This is a genomic window from Nocardia brasiliensis IFM 10847 (genome assembly GCF_000710915.1).
GTDB lineage: Bacteria > Actinomycetota > Actinomycetes > Mycobacteriales > Mycobacteriaceae > Nocardia > Nocardia brasiliensis_A.
In genome coordinates, this window is record NZ_BAUA01000175.1 from 25,974 (window position 1) to 46,401 (window position 20,428).

The 20,428-nt window shown below is 67.9% G+C and carries 17 protein-coding genes and 1 riboswitch; of the genes, 11 read left to right on the top strand and 6 right to left on the bottom strand.

Annotated features, from left to right (window positions below; all coding sequences use genetic code 11):
• Positions 1-68: 68 nt before the first annotated feature.
• The 3 genes from NBRGI_RS34295 to NBRGI_RS34305 are packed head-to-tail and all read left to right on the top strand — an operon-like array spanning position 69 to position 3,288.
• Positions 69-722, top strand: coding sequence for a TetR/AcrR family transcriptional regulator (locus NBRGI_RS34295; RefSeq protein ID WP_029901330.1), 654 nt, complete (start codon positions 69-71; stop codon positions 720-722).
• A complete protein-coding gene (locus tag NBRGI_RS34300) occupies positions 722-1,657 on the top strand; it encodes an ABC transporter ATP-binding protein (RefSeq protein WP_029901331.1) in 936 nt (311 codons plus the stop codon). The genes NBRGI_RS34295 and NBRGI_RS34300 overlap by 1 nt, the downstream gene beginning before the upstream one ends.
• On the top strand, positions 1,654-3,288 hold the full coding sequence (locus tag NBRGI_RS34305) for an ABC transporter permease (RefSeq protein ID WP_029901332.1): 1,635 nt from the start codon (positions 1,654-1,656) through the stop codon (positions 3,286-3,288). Before NBRGI_RS34300 ends, NBRGI_RS34305 begins: the two co-directional genes overlap by 4 nt.
• Positions 3,289-3,382: 94 nt before the next feature.
• Here the strand turns inward: NBRGI_RS34305 and NBRGI_RS34310 are convergent, their stop codons facing one another.
• From NBRGI_RS34310 to NBRGI_RS34320, 3 genes are all read right to left on the bottom strand, one after another.
• Positions 3,383-4,228, bottom strand: coding sequence for an LLM class F420-dependent oxidoreductase (locus tag NBRGI_RS34310; protein ID WP_029901333.1), 846 nt, complete (start codon positions 4,226-4,228; stop codon positions 3,383-3,385).
• A gap of 72 nt (positions 4,229-4,300) precedes the next feature.
• Positions 4,301-5,065 carry an SDR family oxidoreductase gene (locus NBRGI_RS34315; protein ID WP_029901334.1) on the bottom strand — a complete coding sequence of 255 codons (765 nt, stop codon included), beginning with the start codon at positions 5,063-5,065 and terminating at the stop codon, positions 4,301-4,303.
• Positions 5,066-5,144: 79 nt separating this feature from the next.
• Positions 5,145-5,780, bottom strand: a complete 636-nt coding sequence (locus NBRGI_RS34320) for a phosphatase PAP2 family protein (RefSeq protein WP_235211193.1) — start codon at positions 5,778-5,780, stop codon at positions 5,145-5,147.
• A 324-nt stretch (positions 5,781-6,104) separates the two neighbouring features.
• On the opposite strand from NBRGI_RS34320, the gene NBRGI_RS34325 reads away from it, so the two are divergent.
• Positions 6,105-8,468 (top strand): ATP-binding protein, encoded by a 2,364-nt coding sequence (locus NBRGI_RS34325; protein WP_158439970.1) that lies wholly within the window; start codon positions 6,105-6,107, stop codon positions 8,466-8,468.
• A 25-nt stretch (positions 8,469-8,493) separates the two neighbouring features.
• On the opposite strand, the gene NBRGI_RS34330 is transcribed toward NBRGI_RS34325, so the two are convergent.
• From NBRGI_RS34330 to NBRGI_RS34340, 3 genes are all read right to left on the bottom strand, one after another.
• On the bottom strand, positions 8,494-9,387 hold the full coding sequence (locus NBRGI_RS34330) for a nuclease-related domain-containing protein (protein ID WP_029901337.1): 894 nt from the start codon (positions 9,385-9,387) through the stop codon (positions 8,494-8,496).
• A gap of 101 nt (positions 9,388-9,488) precedes the next feature.
• Positions 9,489-10,886: a DUF2252 domain-containing protein gene (locus NBRGI_RS34335; RefSeq protein ID WP_029901338.1), complete on the bottom strand. Its 1,398-nt coding sequence runs from the start codon at positions 10,884-10,886 to the stop codon at positions 9,489-9,491.
• A gap of 131 nt (positions 10,887-11,017) precedes the next feature.
• Positions 11,018-12,721, bottom strand: a complete 1,704-nt coding sequence (locus NBRGI_RS34340; RefSeq protein ID WP_029901339.1) for a GMC oxidoreductase — start codon at positions 12,719-12,721, stop codon at positions 11,018-11,020.
• 229 nt (positions 12,722-12,950) lie between these two features.
• Here NBRGI_RS34340 and NBRGI_RS34345 point away from each other — a divergent pair, with 229 nt between their 5' ends.
• The 7 genes from NBRGI_RS34345 to gcvP all read left to right on the top strand — a co-directional run bounded on the left by NBRGI_RS34345 (position 12,951) and on the right by gcvP (position 20,346).
• Positions 12,951-13,547 (top strand): CDP-alcohol phosphatidyltransferase family protein, encoded by a 597-nt coding sequence (locus tag NBRGI_RS34345; protein WP_029901340.1) that lies wholly within the window; start codon positions 12,951-12,953, stop codon positions 13,545-13,547.
• 82 nt (positions 13,548-13,629) lie between these two features.
• Positions 13,630-14,028, top strand: a complete 399-nt coding sequence (gcvH, locus tag NBRGI_RS34350) for a glycine cleavage system protein GcvH (protein ID WP_014984395.1) — start codon at positions 13,630-13,632, stop codon at positions 14,026-14,028.
• Positions 14,029-14,196: 168 nt separating this feature from the next.
• The gene (gene garA / locus NBRGI_RS34355) at positions 14,197-14,676 is read left to right on the top strand and encodes a glycogen accumulation regulator GarA (RefSeq protein WP_014984396.1); all 480 of its coding nucleotides are present in this window, start codon (positions 14,197-14,199) and stop codon (positions 14,674-14,676) included.
• 100 nt (positions 14,677-14,776) lie between these two features.
• A complete protein-coding gene (gene ftsR, locus NBRGI_RS34360) occupies positions 14,777-15,577 on the top strand; it encodes a transcriptional regulator FtsR (protein WP_029901341.1) in 801 nt (266 codons plus the stop codon).
• Between the two features lie 173 nt (positions 15,578-15,750).
• Positions 15,751-16,224 carry a bifunctional nuclease family protein gene (locus tag NBRGI_RS34365; protein ID WP_014984398.1) on the top strand — a complete coding sequence of 158 codons (474 nt, stop codon included), beginning with the start codon at positions 15,751-15,753 and terminating at the stop codon, positions 16,222-16,224.
• A 224-nt stretch (positions 16,225-16,448) separates the two neighbouring features.
• The gene (locus NBRGI_RS34370) at positions 16,449-17,042 is read left to right on the top strand and encodes a MerR family transcriptional regulator (protein ID WP_029901342.1); all 594 of its coding nucleotides are present in this window, start codon (positions 16,449-16,451) and stop codon (positions 17,040-17,042) included.
• 237 nt (positions 17,043-17,279) lie between these two features.
• Positions 17,280-17,372, top strand: a riboswitch (glycine riboswitch).
• Positions 17,373-17,523: 151 nt separating this feature from the next.
• Positions 17,524-20,346, top strand: a complete 2,823-nt coding sequence (gene gcvP / locus NBRGI_RS34375; RefSeq protein ID WP_029901343.1) for an aminomethyl-transferring glycine dehydrogenase — start codon at positions 17,524-17,526, stop codon at positions 20,344-20,346.
• Positions 20,347-20,428 lie beyond the last annotated feature (82 nt).

The following is a 20,428-nucleotide window of genomic DNA, read 5'->3' on the forward strand; positions in this document are numbered from 1 at the left end:
GACTGTTGACACGACATTCCGGGCAGGCTCTTGTGGTGGGTTGAACACGTGTTTAGTATATTGAACATGTGTTTAGCGAACAGCCCCTACCGCAAGGACCCGCCTCGGATCTGACCACCGCGGCCCGAATACGCGACGCCGCGATCGAGGTCTTCGGCGACCAGGGCTTCCAGGTCGGGGTGCGGGCCATCGCCAAGGCGGCGGGCGTGTCACCGGGACTGGTGAACCACCACTTCGGCTCGAAGGACGGCCTGCGCGCCGCGTGTGACGCGCGCGTGCAGCAGCTGATCCGCGACAAGAAGGTCCAGACGATCACCGCGGGCAGCGTCGCGAAGGGCATGCTCGCCGCCCTCGCCGAGATCGAGGAGTACGCACCGCTGGTCGCCTACATGGTCCGCAGTCTGCAAGCCGGGGGCCCCATGGCGAGATCGCTCTTCGAGCACATGGTCGAGGACGCCGAGGGTTATATCCAGCAGGGCGTCGAGGCGGGCGCGATCAAGCCGAGCCGCGATCCCGCTGCGCGGGCCAGATATCTGATGACGCTCAATGTCGGCGCGACGCTGCTCTGGATGCAGATGCATCACGAGCCCGGCGAAAAGCTCGATTTCCGTAAGGCCATTCGTGAGCTGACCGAAGAGCTCACCCCTCCGGCCCTGGAGTTCTACACCCAGGGCATTCTCACCGACCCCACGCTTTTGGACACCTTCACCAAGGAGTATTGATGTCCGAGGTCATTCAAATCGCCGATCTCCGTAAGACGTTCGGCCATGTAGCCGCGCTCGACGGCCTGGATCTCACCGTCGCAGCAGGGGAGATCCACGGCTTCCTCGGCCCGAACGGCGCGGGTAAGTCGACCACCATCCGGGTGCTGCTCGGTATCCTGCGCGCCACCGCCGGACGAGCCGAGCTGCTCGGCCGCGACCCGTGGGCCGATGCGGTCGCCTTGCACCACGAACTCGCTTATGTGCCAGGCGATGTCACGCTCTGGCCGTCGCTGTCCGGTGGTGAGACCATCGACCTGCTCGCCCGCATGCGCGGCGGTATCAACGCCGAACGCCGCGAGGAGCTGATCCAGCGCTTCGACCTGGACCCCCGCAAGAAGGCGCGCACCTACTCCAAGGGCAACCGGCAGAAGGTCGCGCTGATCTCGGCGCTCGCTTCGGACGTGCGCTTGTTGCTGCTGGACGAACCGACCTCGGGCCTGGATCCGTTGATGGAACAGGTCTTTCGCGAATGCGTACAGGAGGCCAAGGATCGCGGTACCACGGTGCTGCTGTCCAGTCACATTCTCTCCGAGGTCGAAGTGCTCTGCGACCGGGTGACCATCATCCGTGCGGGACGGACCGTGGAAAGCGGCACGCTCTCGCAGATGCGGCACCTGTCGCGTACCTCGATCACGGCCGAATTGGTCGGTGACCCTGGTGATCTCGGTCGGCTGCCCGGCGTCGGCGACATCCAATGGGACGGAAAGACCTTGCGCTGCCAGGTCGACGGTGAACATCTCGGCGAACTGATCCGGGTGCTGGGCGATACCGGCGTGCGCAGCCTGACCAGCGCTCCGCCGACTCTGGAGGAATTGTTCCTGCGGCACTATCACGTCGGCGCCGACGACTCGGCCGCCGCCGCGGCGCAGAGCGGGGAGAAGGTACGGGCATGACGACCGTTGCCGTGGGCAGGCACCACGCCGCCCCCGCCGCGCGTGGCTCGGCCGACTTCACCGGCACCGGCCAATTGCTGCGCCTGTACCTGCGCCGTGATCGAATCGTGTTGCCGCTGTGGGTGATCGCGTTCGGCATGCTGCCCGCGTTCTATGTCTCGGCGACCAAGGGCGTCTACTCCTCGCCCGCCGACCTGGCGAACTACGCGAAGACGATCACCGACAGCCCCGCGCTGATCGCCATGTACGGGCCGGTGTTCAGCACGGAGCCCGGCTCGATGTACCTGTGGAAGGCCGGGCCGTTCTTCGCGATGATCGCGATCGCCACCATCCTCACCGTCATCCGGCACACCCGGGTGGAAGAGGAAACCGGACGGGCCGAGCTGGTGGGGGCGACCAGCATCGGGCGCTACGCCGGTCTCTCCGCCGCGCTGGTGCTGACCACCGCGGGTTGCGTGCTCGTCGGAATCATCGCTGCCGCAATGCTGTACAGCAACGATCTGCCGATTGCGGGCTCGGTGGCCTACGCGGCCACGCTGGCCGGCTCCGGGCTCGCCTGGGCCGGAGTGGCCGCCGCGGCCGCGCAGGTGAGTACCAGCTCGCGGATCGCCCGGGGGATCGCGCTCGGCGCGCTGGCCGCGGCGTACGCGCTGCGCGCCATCGGTGACGCCGGAAACGGTGTGCTGTCCTGGTTTTCGCCGCTGGGGTGGTGCATCCAGATGCGCGCGTTCGCACAGGAACGCTGGTGGGTCCTCATTCCGCTGCTGCTGGTCGCGGTGCTCACCGTGGCGGCCGCCTATCTACTGCTGAGTCGCCGCGATACCGGCTCGGGTCTGGTCGCGGAGCGGCCCGGGCCGCCGAGCGCCGCACCGTCGCTGGCCGGCCCGCTCGGCCTGGCCTGGCGGCTGCAACGCGGGTCCATGGTGTTCTGGGCCGTCGGGTTCCTGCTGTACGGGTTGCTGATGGGCGGCGCGATCAAGAGCGTCGGGGACATGCTCGGCGACAACGACACCGTGCACGACGCCATCACCCGGATGGGCGGTTCGACCATGCTGCAGGATTCGTTCGTCACGCTGGCACTCACGTTGCTCGCGGCCGGCGCCGCCGCCTACTCGCTCTCGGCCACGCTGCGGCTGCACGACGAGGAGTCCAGTCAGCGGATCGAAGCGACCCTCGCAGGTGCGGTGGGCCGCGAGCGATACGCGTTGAGCCACATCGCTTTCGCGCTGCTCGGTCCGGTGCTGCTGCTGTCCGTCGCCGGTCTCGCGATCGGGGTGGTGTACGGGGCGACGGACGGTGATCTGATCGGCAAGGTGGCCGATACGTTGGGTGCGGCGCTGGTCCAGGTGCCCGCGGTCTGGGTGTTCACCGGCATCGCCGTGGCGCTGTACGGCTTCGCGCCGCGCTTCACTCCGGTGGCCTGGGGTGTGCTCAGCGTCTTGGTCGTCATCTTCTTCGTCGGTTCACTCGACGGGTTGCCGCAGTGGGTGGTGGATCTGGTGCCGTTCGTCCATCCGCCGAAGCTGCCCGGTGCGCCATTCGAGATCGCGCCGGTGCTGTGGCTGCTGGGCGTCGCCGCCGTGCTGCTCGCGGCGGGCCTGATCGCCTTCCGCCGCCGCGACCTGCGCTGAACCGGTGTGCCCGGCCCGCGCGGGCCGGGCATCCCCACCCGAGCGCCCCGAAGAAGTGGTGCGGCTGATCAGGGGGCGTGCACCGTTCGGGCTCTCACCCGATTCCGAGCTTTCCCGCGAGCCGCGCGAGGTAGGCCCGCACCTCGTCGGGCGAACGATCCGGCATGCCGAAAACGACTTCGGTGACACCGAAGTCGGCCCACTGCGCCAACTGTTCGGCGTTGTGGCGGCCCGCGAGGGCGACGATCTCGGGGTTGCCCGCGCGCTCGTGGTCGCGCCAGACACGCTGCAACAGTGCGATTTTCGAGTCCAGGCCGGTTTCGGTGGGCGTGGTGATCCAGCCGTCGGCGTTGTCGGCCAGCCAGCCGAAGGTCTTCTCCGTGCCCGCCGCGCCGAGCAGCACCGGGATGCGTTTCTGCACCGGCTTGGGCCAGGACCAGCTTGCGCCGAATTGCACGAACTCGCCGGCGAAGCTGGCTTCTTCCTCGGTCCAGATGGCGCGCATCGCGTCCAGGTGTTCACGCAGCACGGTCCGGCGCTTGTTCGGGGGGACGCCGTGATGGGCGAGTTCGTCGGTGTTCCAGCCGAATCCGACGCCGAGGCTGACGCGTCCGCCGGACAGGTGGTCGAGCGAGGCGATGGTTTTCGCCAGCGTGATCGGATGATGTTCGGCGGGCAGCGCGACCGCCGTCGAGAGCCCGATCCGGCTGGTGACCGCGGCGACGGTACCCAGCGCGACCCAGGGATCGAGCGTGCGCAGGTAGCGATCGTCGGGCAGGCTCGCGTCACCCGTCTGCGGGTGCGCCGCGGCCCGCACCACGGGAATGTGCGTGTGTTCCGGCACGTAGAAGGTATCGAAACCGACACCTTCGGCGGCCACCGCCGCCTCCGCGGGCGTGATGCCCCGATCGCTGGTGAACAACACAATTCCGTACCGCACCGTACGCGCTCCCATCGCCGAAACTAGAACAAGTTCTACCATCCTTTCCTGGCGCGCACCATGGGAACGGGGTCAGAGCAGGGTGCCGCCGGTGGCGTCGATGTAGGAGCCGGTGACCCATCGGGCGTCCTCGGAGGCGAGGAAGGCGACCACGTCGGCGATGTCGCCGACCTCGCCGACCCGGTTGAACGCGGACCATTCGGCGAGTTCCGCGACGGCCGCGGGGTCGGCGAAGACCGGCCCGCCGGTATCGGTCACGCCGGGCGCGACCGTGTTGATCGTGATTCCGCGTGGCGCGACGTAGCGGGCCAGCTGCACGGTGATCTGCTCGAGCGCGCCTTTGCTCATCGCGTCGCAGATCTGCGACGGGAAGGACGTACGGGTCAGACCGGAGGAGATGTTGACTATCCGCCCACCCTCGGGCATCAGCCGCAGCGCGCGCAGGGTCAGGTAGAACGGCGCTCGGGCGTTCACCGCGATGGTGCGATCGAACAGCTCGGGGGTGACGTCGTCCGGGGTCGCGACCTCGAATCCGGTGTGTGCCGCGTTGTTGACGAGGATGTCGAGCGTCGGCGCGCCGGTGCGCACGCGCAGTTCCACCTCGAGCGCGGCGAACAGCTCCGGTATCGCCTCCGTTGTGGCGAGGTCGGCCTGGACCAGGAATGCGCAGCCGCCCGCGCTCTCGATCTGTCGCACGGTTTCCTTGCCCGCCACCTCGTCGCTCGAGTAGTGCACCGCCACCAACGCGCCATCGCGGGCTAGGCGGCGGGCGATCCCGCGCCCGATGCCGCGACTCGATCCGGTGACCAGGGCGGCTTTGCCCTGCAGCTTGCTCATGTGATCCCCTCGAACGACTACTACGGTTGGTAGTAGAGATTAGCCGGATTTGTCCGGTGTGCAATCCCTTCGGACGGAATCAGGGCGAATTGCGTTGGGGCGCGGGTTCGCCCGGGAACAGTCGCGCCGCCCAGCAGAGCGTCAGCACCATTGCCACCGCGGCCGCCGTGCCGCCGATGATGTCGGTGGGCAGGTGATAGTCCAGTCCGATCATCCCGACCGCCGCCGCGAGCAGGGCTGGTATCGCGACGGCGACCGTGCTCAGCCGCGCGCGTGGGGAATCGACGAGCACGAAGAGCGTGGTTGCGATCGCGACCAGATGCACTGTGTGGCCGCTGGGGTAGGCCAGATAGTCGTGGAGATGCCGGTGCCACAGCGGTTTCCACACCCATGCGTTGAGCGCGACCGCCAGGCCGGGAACCGCGAGCATGAGGGCGGCGCTGCGCCATTGCCGTCGGTAGGCGAACCACCCGGCGGCGATTGCCAGCAGCAGTAGCAAGATATAGCTGTTGCTCGGTGCGACCAAGAGTTCCGCGAGGCCGGGCCGGGCGTCGAGTGCGGAATGGATCGGGGCGGCCAGCGTGCGATCCAGCGCGGTGGGGCCGCCGTCGGGTGGGAAGGTCGCGGGCAGCGCGCCGGTCACGGTGGCGCCCACCGCGATGCCGCCGAGGGCGGGTACGCCCCGTGGAATGACGTCTTGTCGCGATCCGGGCACCGATCGACGATAGTCAGTGGCAGGATCGCACCGGCGGACGGCTCGATATCCACACCCGCCCCGGATGTCAATGGTCACTCGACCCAACCTGTCCGCAATGGTGCTGTGCCCGAAACCGGAACGGCGGCAGGCGAACTCGGTCGAAACGGGAAAGATGCGCTGAACCGCCCGCAGGGTTGCGCCGGCTTGGTATCGTCGTGTTCGATCGGCGAACAAAAGGGTTCGTAGATCGAGGATCTCGGCTCGGTCGGCCTGGATGCAATGGGGCTCTGGCGTATTTGTGATGGTCGTCGGTGCCGGGGCAGTGACTGAGAGGTACCCATGGTGGGCGATGATGTACAGCAGTCGCTGGCCGGCACCTATCGGCTTCCGACGGTGGTCGGACGGACGGCCGAGCTGGCCGAAATGGGGCGTCTGCTCAGCGATCCGCGCGTTCGGCTGCTGACCCTCACCGGGACGGCCGGCGTCGGCAAGACCGCGCTCGCCCGGGAAGCGTTGTCGGACACCACACTCGATGGACGTCGCCGGGTGGCGGTCGATCTCGTGGACGGCGACGACCCGGGTGGTGTCTGGCAGGCGGTGCTGGCGTCGGCGAGTCGCCTGCTGCCGGGCTCGGCTGCCGTGACACCCGGGCCCGACGCCGCGCTCGACGTGCTCGTGGACCGGGTCGGCGAGCACTCCCTGGTGCTGTTGCTCGACAACTGTGATCAGGTGGTCGAGCGGATCTCCACCGACCTCGTGCGCTTGCTCGCGTGCTGCCCGAACCTGATCATTGTGGCTACCAGCCGGATTCCGTTCAAGCTCTACCGCGAGTGCGTGCTGTGCGTGCGCCCGCTGCCCACCGACACCGGCAGCGGCGACTACTACCCCGGCTCCTCCTTCGCCGCGGAACTGTTGCTCGACAGCATCGACAGTCACTACCGCGGGTCGGCCACCATGGCCGATCGGCTGATCGTGGACGAGATCGTGGGCGAGCTGGACGGGGTGCCGCTGGCGCTCGAGCTGGCGGCGGGCACCATCGCCCGGATCGGCCCCGTGCGCACCCTGCAGCAGATCAAAGCCGGCGGCGAGTTGCTCTCACCCGGGTATGTAGACGTGCCCGCCCGGCATCGGTCCCTGCCCGGCGCGGTCGAGTGGGGTCTGCGCGACCTCGCGCCCGAGGCACGCGAGCTGCTGCTGCGGCTTTCGCTGTACGAGTCGGTGATCGACACCGACACCGCCTGTCTCGCAGTGGGCATCGGCGAGGAGCAGGCCGCGGCAGCGCTGGCCGACCTGGTGCAGCGCAGCCTGCTCGACCACACGGTGAGCGGCCCGCGCGGCAACGGTTACCGGCTCTTCGCGCCGGTACGCGCCTACTGCCGGCATGCGTTGCGCGCGGACCCTTTGCGGGCCAAGGAGATTCGTGCGGATCAGGTGCGCCGCCTCGGTCAGCTCGCCGAGACCATCGGCCCGCAGTTCGAGCAGCTCGCGCAACGCGGCGCCGCGCTGGACATCGCAGGCCGCCTGATCGTGGACTTCCTCGCCGCACTGCACTATCTGATCGACACCGGCCAACCCGAACAGGCGGTCCGGCTCGCGGCGGTGCTGGAATCGGCGTGGATCCAGCACGGCTATCAGGCCGAGCTGGAATCGGTGCTGGCCAAGGCGCTGGAGATGAGCGACCGGACGACGCTCACGCCCGGCGTGACGGCGCCGCTGTGCCTCGAGGTGCTCGGCGTCTGGGCGGGGCGCTCGGGCCGGCTGCGCCGCGCCGTCGATCTGCTCACCAGTTCCGTTGCCGCATACCGGCGTTTCGACCGTCCCCTGGACGCGGCCCGCACCGCCGTGCCGCTGGCGGTGGCGCTGGCCGCGGTGGGGGAGCACGACACCGCCCGGGACCTGTTGCGGATGGCGGCGCGCTACCGTGACGAACTCGGCGGCCCGTGGCCCATGTGGATCGAACTGTCCATGCGCCTGGCGGCGCTGCCCGACCCGCCGCGGCGCGATGCCGCGGCCTGGTCCGAGATCCGGGATCGGGTCCGGCAGCTGGACAGCACCCCGCGCCTGATCGGGTTGAACACCTTGGCGCGCAGCCAGATCGGGCCGCTGACCGCCGATCGCGCCCAAGCGTTGTACCGGGAGAACCTGGCGAACGACGACCTGTCCACCCACGTGCTGCAGACGATCGTCGCACTCGAAGGCTGTGCCCGTGCCTACGACGCGGTCGGTGTCGAGTACGCCGAACCGACGTTGACCCTGTTCCTCGCGGCCCGCCACCTCCGGGCCACGCACGGCATCCCGCTGCTCGGCGCGGGCGATCCCGCGCCGAGCCTGGCGGAGAACCGGAACGCGGTGGGTGAGAGCAAGTTCCGTGAGATCCAGCGCCTGGCGGCGGAGCTGACCCTGACCGAAGCGGTCGCCTACGCGCGGCGCGCGCCCACGCTGCCCGACCCGGAGGACTCCCCGCTGGCCGCCCTGACCAACCGGCAGCGCGAGATCGCGACACTGGTGGCGACCGGGATGACCAACCGGATGATCGCGACCCAGCTGCGGATCTCCGAATGGACCGTGGTGAACCACGTCCGTCAGGTGATGCTCAAGCTCGACTGCCCGTCCCGGCTGCACGTCGCGCTGGTCGTGGAACGCGATGCGCAACTCGGCGATCCCGCACCCGAGACGCCCCGAATCGCTTTGGCGCGCAAGCCATGACGCGGCCACAAGCGCCGACCCACGACTACGGACCGTAGGTCAGCACCGCGCTGATGACGAACCACAGCAGCCACGCGAACGCGATCAGCATGCCCACCGCGAGGGTGATCCGCATGAAGGCCCGGCCGAAGTCCATGTCCCGGGTTTCCCGCGGATACAGCTTCCACGGGCTGTACCAGGGCGCCTGGACCGCGTAGATCGGCTTGCTCGCCTCCCGCTCGGCCTGGGCCAGTTCTTCCGCGTACGCCTCTGCCTGCGCCTGATTCGGGCCGCCGTGCCACAGCGTGATGTCGATCGGGCCGAGGAAGCCCTCGTTGAGCAGTTCCTGCGGGGCGGGCAGGTAGGGCAGGATGCCGAGACCGCGGAACGCGACCGCGACATCGTTGGCCGTCCACAGGTGCTTCTCCTGCTCGGCCAGCACATCGAAATAGTGCCGCAGCCGCGCGGGGTCCTCGCCGAGAATCACGTCGAAGCTCGGGTCGCTCCACGCCTGCTGAATCTTCAGCTGCGCTCCGCGCAGCGGGACGACGAGCGCGAGCCCGTGTACTGCGCGCTGGCCGAGCCCGCGATCGGCCAGCCAGTTCTGCAGCGCGAAGGTGTGTTCGCGCGACTTCTCCAGCGGCGTGCGCCGGTCTCGGCCCTCCATCGCGGCCGGCTCGCCGTTGATCGTCCACGCGCCGTTCAGCGGGATCTCCAGCACGCCGTCCTGCCGCGCCACCAACGCCTCCGCCTCGATCACCACGCAGCTGGTCGGCGTCCAGATCACCGCGTCGAACTGATGCAGCCGATCCTTGTGGAACAGACTGCAGTTGATCGTGGCGACGCCCTTGGGGCTGCCCGGGTCCTTCCAGGTGCGCAGCCAATCGATCAGCGCGCGCTCGGCATTGGTGCCCGCGGCGTTCTGCACTCGCACCAGCATTGACGACCGCCCTTCACGTCGACACTCGACAGCTCACAGGATACGAGGTCCGGCGCCGGGTTCGTCGCCCTCATGGCAACAGTCGGCGTGTTGGTGCGCGTTCACTCCGCCGGATCGGCCGCGATCTTGCCGCTGCGCACCGCCTCGACCAGCACGGCGTGATCGGCTTCGGTGCGATCGGCGTAGCGGACCGCGAAGGCCGCGACCGCCTCCTCGAACCGCTCGTCGTCGCCGAGATAGCCTGCCAGCAGGCGGGGATCGAGCGAGCGGGAGTGCGCGCGGGCCAGCAGCGCGCCGGCCAGCCTGCCGTAGTCGTCGAGATCGTCGGCGGACAGTCCGGCGGGGTCGATGCTGCCCTTCAGGTTGCGGAATTGCCGCACGATGAACGGTAATTCGACGCCGTCCCCGGTGGGGTCCACGCTGGTCCAGCCCAGCAGGATATCGGTCTCGGATTGAACGTGTCTGGCGCCCTGCACGATTCGCTCACCTTCGTGGCGTGCCGGGGCGGCGGGCAGATACGGCGCGAGCGCGGACGGATTGGCCTGCTTGATCTGCAGGACCACTGACTCGCCCTCGTTACCGTGCAGCAACGCCACGTAGCTGTGCAACCCGACGCTGCCGGTGCCGACGATCCGAAACGCGATGTCGGACACCGCGAATCGCGCGAGCAGATGGCGGCGGGACTCCCGCAGGGTGCCCGCGTAGCGCTCCAGTCCGCCGGTGAACGCCGCCGCCACCCGCTCGTCCACCTCGGTGAGAATCGGTGGGTCGCTGACGAATCGGTGCTTGCGGATGCCGGTCTCGTGATCTTCCAGATGCTCGGTCCATTTCGCGACCACTTTGGCGCTGGTGTTCTTGCGGGCCTTCTTGGCGGCCTTCTTGAAGTCGTCGATCAGGTCCTCGGCCTTCGCGGCGCTCAGGATCGACTCGTCGGGCAGCGCGGTCCACGAGGTCATGAACGGCAGATCGGCGAGCTGACCCGCGGCCAGGCGGTACGCGCGCGCGGCGTCGCAGGCCGCCCGACGGCAATCCTGCTCGTCGGCACCGCTTTCCCGGCCCGCGAGCACCAGGCTGGCCGCGAGCCGCTCCAGATCCCACTCCCAGGGACCGACCACGGTTTCGTCGAAATCGTTGATGTCCATGATAATTTCGCCGCGTGCCGTGCCGTAGAGGCCGAAATTGGCTGCATGTGCGTCACCGCAGATCTGTGCGGCGAGCCCGCTGTCCGGTCCGCCGGCCAGATCGGCGGCCATCAGCCCGGCGGCCCCGCGGTAGAAGGTGAACGGCGAGGTGATCATCCGCCCGATCCGCAGCGGTACCAGATGCGGCAGCCGCCCGGCATTGCTCGCCTCGATGAAGTCGAGCACGCCCGGCCGCCGCACGCTGGTGGCTGCCCGATCGCGCGCGATCACCGGGACTTGCTGGCGAATCGCCCGCCCGCGCGCGCGTACCTCCGCCGCGGGGGTGTACGAGCGCAAATCGATACCGTTCTCCGACACGATGACTGACGCTAGCTGGTAACTGTCATTCTGGGCACCTCCGATGGTCGACGTCACTGCCGATCGGGGTCGGGGCGGGATCGCGCGTGGTGATCGCGCCCCGATGCCCGCCGCGGGGGTCGATCAGGCGCTCAGGTGGCCGAGACCGGCGGCTGCGCCGCATCCGCCGGGACGATCGGCAGGCGCAACGCGCCCGGCGCGGCGGCGGGCACGACGGCGTGCTTCGGCGCCACCGGCGCGATCCGGCGGTAGGCCGCGCCGAGTTCGGGGCGCGGATCCTGCTCGTTCTTGTTGGGCCAGAACGCCATTGCCCGCTCGGCCTGCGCGGTGATGGTGAGCGACGGATTGACGCCCAGATTCGCGGTGACCGCGGACCCGTCCGCGATGTGCAGTCCGGGATGGCCGAACACCCGCTGATACGGGTCGACGACGCCCGTGTCCGGCGTGTCACCGATGACGCAGCCGCCGATGTAGTGCGCGGTCGCCGGGATGTTGAATACGTCCATCACCAGACCGTGCGTATCGCCGTCGACCTTCTCGCCGAAGCGCCGGCCGATGTCGTGCGCCATCGGGATCCAGGTCGGGTTCGGCTCGCCGGTGCCCTGTTTCGTCTTCAACTGCCCGCGCTTGCGGAACGAGGTCAGCGAATTGTCCAGCGACTGCATGACCAGCAGGATCACCGATTTCTCCGAGGCGTGCCTGGCATTGAGGCTGCGCAGGAAGACCAAGGGATGCAGCACGATCGCGAGCAGGAAGCGCAGGAATCGGAACGCGCCGCCGTCCACGATCGGCACCGACATCGGGAACAGCGCGTTCTGTCCCTTGCCGTAGTGGCACACCTCGATGTGGGTGTCCTCGGCCGGGTGGATGGAGGAGGTGATCGCGATGCCCTCGGCGAAGTCCCGGCGCGCGCGGCTGACCACGTTGAGGATCGCCTCGGAGTTGCTTCGGGTGAGCTCGCCGAGCCGGGGCGAGAGCTGGGGGAGCACCGCGTCGTCGCGCATCTTGTGCAGCAGCTTCTGGGTGCCGAGCGCGGCGCCCGCGAACACCACCTGCTCGGCGGTGAAGGTCTTGCGCTGCTTGCGAATCCACCGATCCGACCGCTGCGTCTCGACCGCGTAGCCGCCGCCGGGGAGCGGGCGCACCGCGGTGGCCGTGGTGAGTTCGTGCACCTCGGCGCCGGCCTGTTCGGCCAGGTACAGGTAGTTCGTGGTGGTGGTGTTCTTGGCGTTGTGCGGGCAGCCGGTGAAGCACTGCGCGCAGTGCACGCAGCCGCGCCGGCGCGGCCCGACGCCGCCGAAATAGGGATCGTCGACCTCGGTGCCCGGATCGTCCTCGTTGAAGAACACTCCGACGTTCGTCGGGTGGAAGGTGTGCCCGACGCCGAGGTCGCTCGCGATCTCCCGGATCACGTCGTCGGCCGGGGTCAGCCGCGGATTCGGCGCCACGCCGAGCATCCGCTGCGCCTGGTCGTAGTAGGGCGCGAGTTCGGCCCGCCAGTCGGTGATGTGCGCCCACTGCTTGTCGGTGTAGAAGTCGGGCAGCGGTTCATAGAGGGTGTTGCCGTAGATGAGCGAGCCACCGCCGACCCCGGCGCCGGAGAACACCGCGCACTTGCCGAGCACGCTGATCCGCTGCGGCCCGGTCAGGCCGAGCCGGGGCGCCCAGATGGATTTGCGGACATTCCAATTGGACTTCGGGATGTCCTCGGCGTTCCATCGCCGGCCCGCCTCGAGCACGCCGACCCGATACCCTTTCTCGGTCAGCCGGAGGGCGCTCACGCTGCCGCCGAAACCGGATCCGATCACCACCACGTCGTAGTCGAATGTGGGCATGACTTCCTCTCGTCACCAACCGTTCGGCAGGTCCGCGCCGCGCCGATGGATGAGATAATTTCATACTCATTCTTTCACCGACGAGCTGTGGTGCACACCATCGTCGCACGCGGATATCGCCGAATGCGGCGCGCCTGGATGGCGTCGAGCGGGGTCGGTGCGGTAAGCACGGGGCGTGACAACCGAATCGGGCACCACGGAACCGGAGGAACGCGCCGCCAGCGACGGCGTGCTCGGCGGTATCTTCGCCGACCGCATCCTCACCGTCCCGAATGTCCTGAGCGTGCTACGCCTGCTCGGCGTTCCGCTGCTGCTGTGGCTGATGCTGGTGCAGCGGGCCGACGGCTGGGCGTTCGCGCTGCTGATCGCCAGCGGTGTCACGGACTTCCTGGACGGCAAGCTGGCCCGCCTGCTCGATCAGTCGTCCCGGCTCGGCGCGCTGCTCGACCCGTTCGTCGACCGGCTCTACCTTGTGACGACGCTGGCCGCCTTCGTGATCCGCGGTCTGCTCCCGGTGTGGGTCGCGGTGCTGCTGATCGGCCGCGAGGCGGTGCTCGCGCTGACGCTGTCCATCTACAAGCGGCGCGACCTGCCGCCGCCCGATGTCATCTATTTGGGCAAGGCGGCAACCTTCGCCTTGATGTCCGCGCTGCCCTGGTTGCTGGCCGGGGAGATGGATTGGGCACTCGATGGTTTCGGACGGGCCTTCGGCGGGGCACTACTGGTCTGGGGCACGGCAGTGTATGTATGGACCGGCCTGCTCTACACCGGCAAAGCGATCGCGGTCGCACGCGCGATACCGGCTGTGCCACACCGGTCCACGTAAGGTGCAGCGCCGGGTCGGACTATCGGCCGGCCCTCGCATAGAGTTGCGCACACACGATCACGATGGAAAGGACGGACGGGCTGTGACCCAGACCCCCGAGGACCTGCGCTACACCGATCAGCACGAGTGGGTGCGGCGACTCAGCCCTACCCGCGTTCGGGTGGGAATCACCGACTACGCCCAGTCGCAGCTCGGTGACGTCGTGTTCGTGCAGCTGCCCGAAACCGACAAGGACGTCGCGGTGGAAGACAGCATCGCCGAGGTCGAGTCGACCAAGAGCGTCTCCGACATCTACGCGCCGCTGAGCGCGAAAGTTGTTGCGGTGAACGAGGAATTGGTGCAGCAGCCGGAGACGCTGAACACCGATCCGTACGGTGACGGCTGGCTGTTCGAGTTGGAGGTCGCCGACGCTGCCGGCCTCGACGCGACGCTGGGTGAACTGCTGGATGCGGCAGGTTATCAAGGAGTTATCGGGGGCTGAATCAGCCTTCCCGGTTCTACCTGCACGGGCACGCCCTGGCAGGGTACGGTCAATGCCAACAGATCCGCCGGCAGTCGTTGCCGGGAATCTAGGGACTCGACGGCAGGTCGTGGTGCCACAGGTATCACCTGCTTGCATGGATAATCAGGTTCGAGGAGGAGAGAAACGGTGAGCGAGAACAAAGACCCGGGTTACGGGGAGACCGCGGCCGAGACGACGTCGGTCTTCCGCGCGGATTTCCTGAACGAGGTCGACGCGTCGCGCTCCGGAGAGCCGACCGGTGAACAGCCGGTCCAAGGGGTCGAGGGTCTGCCCGTTGGTGCGGCCCTCCTGGTCGTCAAGCGCGGTCCGAACGCGGGCTCGCGGTTCCTGCTGGATCAGCCGACCACGTCGGCCGGTCGCCACCCCGACAGTGACATCTTTCTCGACGACGTCACCGTCAGCCGTCGGCACGCCGAGTTCCGTCAGGACGACGATTCGTTCCAGGTGGTCGATGTGGGCAGCCTGAACGGCACCTATGTGAATCGGGAGCCGGTGGACTCCTCGGAACTCCAGAACGGCGACGAGGTGCAGATCGGCAAGTTCCGTCTGGTGTTCCTCACCGGACCGAAGGCGTCGGTGAGCGAAACGGGTGCAGGGAGCCTATGAGCACGCGGCGTCGGGTCGAAGGGCTCGGGGTCATGAGAGTGTGTGCTGTGTCGAGGGATAGGGCACTGTGACGGGCGCGGCGCAATGGGCACGCGGAGGCATGTCGATCGGCTCCGTGCTCGACCTGTTGCGCCCGGACTTTCCGGACGTCACCATCTCCAAGATCCGCTTTCTGGAAGCGGAAGGTCTCATTCGGCCGGAGCGAACGCCCTCGGGCTATCGCAGATTCTCCGTCGCCGATTGTGAACGGCTGCGGTTCGTCTTGACCGCGCAACGCGATCAATACCTGCCGCTGAAGGTGATCAAGGAACAACTCGAAGCGATCGACAGCGGTGCGGCGTCGCTCGGGGTACGGGAAGCCCGTGCCCGAGCGCACTCCGGCCGCACGGGTGCCGCGGAGCCGACCGGTACCGGGTCGGCCTCCGGGCATCCTGCCGCGTCCGGCGGGAACAGCAACGGTGCCGCGGCGCCGAGGAGGCTCGGCGTGGTGCCCAGCGAGATTTCGCCCGACGATCTGCGTTTCGATCACGAAATCCGGCTCACCCGCGCGGATCTGCTCGCGAAGGCCGAGATCGACGACGCGTTCCTGAACGATCTGATCCGGGCCAACCTCATCACCCCCGGCGCCGCCGGCTTCTTCGACGGTGATGCGGTAACCCTGGCCAAGACCGCCAAGGCGATGGCCGAATTCGGTTTGGAGGCACGGCATCTGCGTGCGTTCAAACTCGCCGCCGACCGTGAGGCCGCGCTGGTCGCGCAGATCGCCGCGCCGATCGCGAAGAGCCGCGACGCGGGCGCTCGCGCGCGCGCCGAGGAAACCGTGCGGGAATTGGCGGCGCTGTCGTTGACGTTGCACGCCTGTCTGGTGAAGTCGTCGGTGCGGACGTCGCTGGGCGGCTGAACATCCCGGCGAATCACCAGGCCGGAACGAGGTGTCAGGTTTCGGTCGGCCAACACGCCGATTTCGGCTGTGCACACGCATCGCTGCACCCGTCCGCATTCGCCTAGACTCGTGGTACGGCGAGCTCTGCAGTGGTCGTGCCGGGCGGCCTGGCGAAAATGGGAGGCAGTGCGATGAGTGAAATGCGGGTTATCGGCATTCGTGTCGAACAGCCACAGAATCAGCCCGTGCTGTTGCTTCGTGAGGTGTCGGGGGACCGGTATCTACCGATCTGGATCGGGCAGGCGGAAGCGACCGCGATCGTGCTGGAGCAAGAGGGGGTGACCCCGATCCGGCCACTGACTCACGACCTGATCAAGATCCTGATCACCGAGCTAGGGCACACGCTGAAAGAGGTCCGCATCGTCGACCTGCAGGAGGGCACCTTCTACGCGGATCTGGTGTTCGACAACGATCTGCACGTCTCGGCGCGGCCGTCGGATTCGGTAGCGATCGCCTTGCGGGTGGGTTGCCCGATCTATGCCGAGGAGCCGGTGCTCGAGGAGGCCGGGCTGGTCATGCCGGACGAGCGCGAGGACGAGGTGGAGAAGTTCAAGGAGTTCCTCGAGTCGGTGTCACCCGACGATTTCAAGGCCACCGATAGCTGAACAGGATCTTTCCGGCATCCCGGCGTTTTCCCGGGATGACCGGGGGATCAGCTCTGAACCAGAGCTTGAGACTTTAACCGCGCGTCGCGTTTGGCTCCACGATGGTGCTCCCTGGACAATCTAGGAGAGTAATCTCGATAGTTGGGCCACGTCCGTTTTGGCCAGTTCGGCAGTACAGCAGAGTTCGGCAGTACCGCAGTGGTCGAAACGGAGCCGGGTCATCGATGAGGCTAGCCGTCGGCGAAGCAAGGGAGTGGTCAGTGGCAGAGCAATCGCAGGATGTGGTACAGCCAGGCCTGTTCCCGGACGACTCGGTTCCTGACGATCTAGTCGGCTACCGGGTGCCCAGTGCATGCCAGGTGGCCGGGATCACCTACCGGCAGCTCGACTACTGGGCGCGGACCGGACTGGTCGTGCCCTCCATCCGCAGCGCGGCCGGCTCGGGGAGCCAGCGGCTGTATTCGTTCAAGGACATCCTGGTCCTGAAGATCGTGAAGCGGCTGCTCGACGCGGGCATCTCGCTACAGAACATCAGGATCGCGGTCGACCATCTGCGCAGCAGGGGAGTCCAGGACCTCGCGGGTATCACGCTCTTCTCGGATGGGACTTCGGTGTACGAGTGCACCTCGCCCGAGGAAGTCGTTGATTTACTGCAGGGTGGGCAGGGCGTCTTCGGTATCGCCATCAGCGGCGCCATGCACGAACTCACCGGTGCCATCGCCAATTTCCCGGCAGAACGCGCGTCCGCGGTGACCGAGCGGCCGGAGGACGAGCTGTCCTACCGTCGCAAGGCGCGAATGAACCGCAAGACCGGTTAAGAGTTGAAACCGACACAACACCCCGCCTCCCGTCATCGAGGGTAGCGGGGTGTTGTGCTGTGTAGCACCCAATTTTTCGGCGATGCCAGAAACATCAGATTACTCGGATATGCGCATCTAACTATTCGTCGGCAACAAAGCGAGTCCGCTGCGAACGGCACGTGACCAGCACGACACGGCAAGGAAGGGAGCCGGTGGCGCACATCGGCGTGGCGTCGGCATAAACTGGTGGCGCGTCGCCGCCGTGCGGGAGAGTTCCGGGTAACCCCGGGCGCCGAAGGAGCAGCACCTCTCCGTCAATCTCTCAGGCAAAAGGACCGTACGGGCTTCGACGTCTCTGGAAAGCGGTGGCCTGCTACGAGCGGAGTCGCCCGCCCACGGGGAAAGGGGCTCGGCTCAGGTCGCGGCAACCGAATCTCTCAGGCGCCACGACAGAGGGAGAGGGCTGGTACCCGTCGACCGACGTCGACCCGCCCGACCCATGGGAGCTGCCGTGACTCGCTCATTCGCCGACCGCCATATCGGACCCGACCGGGAAGAAATCGCCCGGATCCTGGACGTCGTCGGCGTCGGCTCGCTCGACGAGCTCGCCACCAAGGCGCTGCCCGCCAGCATCCTGGACGGTTCCGGACTGGCCGGATTGCCTGCCGCGGCAACCGAACACGAGGTGCTCGCCGAACTCGCCGCTCTCGCGCACTCGAACACCGTCGCCACCTCGATGATCGGCCTCGGCTACTACGACACGCTGACGCCGCCGGTGCTCGTGCGGAACCTGCTGGAGAACCCGGCGTGGTACACGGCCTACACGCCGTACCAGCCGGAGATCAGCCAGGGCCGGCTCGAGGCGCTGCTCAACTTCCAGACCATGGTGTCGGAGCTGACCGGCATGGACGTCGCCAACGCCTCGATGCTCGACGAGGCCACCGCCGCGGCCGAGGCGATGACCCTGCTGCACCGCGCGAGCCGATCCAAGTCGGTCCGCCTGGTCATCGACGCCGACCTGTTCCCGCAGACCAAGACCGTGCTGACCACCCGGGCCCAGCCGCTGGGCATCGAATTGGTGCCGGCCGATCTGTCCGGCGGCGAACTGCCCGAGGGTGAATTCTTCGGTGTGCTCGTGCAGGCGCCCGGCGCGTCCGGTCGCGTAGTGGACTGGACGTCGCTGATCGCCGCCGCGCACGAGCGGGGCGCGCTGGTCGCGGTCGGTGCCGACCTGCTGGCGATGACGTTGATCGCCTCGCCCGGCGACCAGGGTGCCGACGTCTGCTTCGGCACCACCCAGCGTTTCGGCGTGCCGCTCGGTTTCGGTGGTCCGCACGCGGGTTATCTGGCGGTGCGCACGGCGTATGCCAGGCAGCTGCCGGGCCGGTTGGTCGGCGTATCGGTGGACGCGGACGGGGACGTCGCCTACCGGTTGGCGTTGCAGACCCGCGAGCAGCACATCCGTCGCGAGAAGGCCACCTCGAACATCTGTACCGCACAGGTGCTGCTGGCGATCGTGGCCGCGATGTACGCGAGCTACCACGGTGCCGAGGGCCTGCGCGCCATCGCGCGCCGGGTACACGGACATGCCGCGGCCATCGCGGCCGGGCTGGACGGCGCGGTCGTGCACGACACCTTCTTCGACACCGTATTGGCCCATGTGCCCGGCGGCGCGGAAGCCGTTGTCGCCAAGGCGAAGTCGCGGGGGATCAACCTGCGGCTGGTGGACGCCGATCACGTCGGCATCGCCTGTGACGAGGCCACCACGGCGGCGCACGTGGCTGCGGTGCTCGAATCGTTCGGCACCGCACTGTCTTCCGAGCAGCGCGAGCCGGCCCCGGCCGCCACGATCGAGACCAGGACCTCGCCGTTCCTCGAGCATCCCGCGTTCACCAAGTACCACACCGAAACCGCGATGCTGCGTTACCTGCGGTCGCTGTCGGACAAGGACATCGCCTTGGACCGCAGCATGATTCCGCTCGGCTCCTGCACCATGAAGCTGAACGCGACCGCGGAGATGGAAGTGATCACCTGGCCCGGGTTCGCCCGTGTGCACCCGTACGCGCCGGTCGAGGACGCCCCGGGGCTGTTGCAGGTGATCCACGATCTGGAGCAGTGGCTCGCCGACATCACCGGTTACGATTCGGTGAGCCTGCAGCCGAACGCCGGTAGTCAGGGCGAGTACGCCGGTTTGCTGGCGATCCGGCGCTATCACCTGGATCGTGGTGACACGCACCGGGATACGTGCCTCATCCCGTCCAGCGCACACGGCACCAATGCGGCGTCTGCGGCGATGGCGGGGTTGCGCGTCGAGGTGGTGAAGTGCCGTGACAACGGTGACGTCGACCTGGACGACCTGCGCGCCAAGATCGCCGACCACGCCGACCGGCTGGCCTGCATCATGATCACCTACCCGTCCACGCACGGCGTGTACGAGCACGAGGTCGCCGAGCTGTGCGCGCTGGTGCACGACGCGGGCGGCCAGGTGTACGTGGACGGCGCGAACCTGAATGCGCTTGTCGGCCTTGCCCGTCCGGGCCGGTTCGGCGGCGACGTCAGCCATCTGAACCTGCACAAGACCTTCTGCATCCCGCACGGCGGCGGTGGTCCCGGCGTCGGTCCGGTCGCGGTGCGGTCGCATCTCGCGCCGTACCTGCCGGGTGACCCGCTCGAGCTCGACTCGCACGCGGTGTCGGCGGCGAAGTACGGTTCGGCGTCGATCCTGCCGATCACCTGGGCCTACATCCGGATGATGGGCGCCGACGGTCTGCGCGGCGCGACGCTGACCGCGATCGCCTCGGCGAACTACATCGCCCGCCGGCTCGACGAGTACTTCCCGGTGCTCTACACCGGTGAGCACGGCATGGTCGCGCACGAGTGCATCCTGGACCTGCGCGAGATCACCAAGCAGACCGGCGTCACCGTCGACGATGTGGCGAAGCGTCTGGCGGACTACGGTTTCCACGCGCCGACGATGAGCTTCCCGGTCGCGGGCACGCTGATGGTGGAGCCCACCGAGAGCGAGAACCTCGACGAGCTGGACGATTTCATCGAGGCGATGATCGCCATCCGCAAGGAGATCGACCAGGTCGCCGCGGGCGTCTGGCCGGTCACCGACAACCCCCTGCGCGGCGCGCCGCACACCGCGGCCAGCCTGGTGGGCGAGTGGGAGCACCCCTACAGCCGCGAAACCGCGGTGTACCCAAGGGGTCTCGGCCACGCTCGTGCGAAAGTGTGGCCGCCGGTGCGCCGCATCGATGGCGCGTATGGCGACCGCAACCTGGTGTGCTCGTGCCCGCCGCTGGAGGCGTACGCCGACTGAGGCAGTGCTGCCCCTGGGCGCACTCATTCGGGCCGCACCACTTCCGTTGTCGCGCACCCGCTCTGGCAAGTCGGAGCGGGTG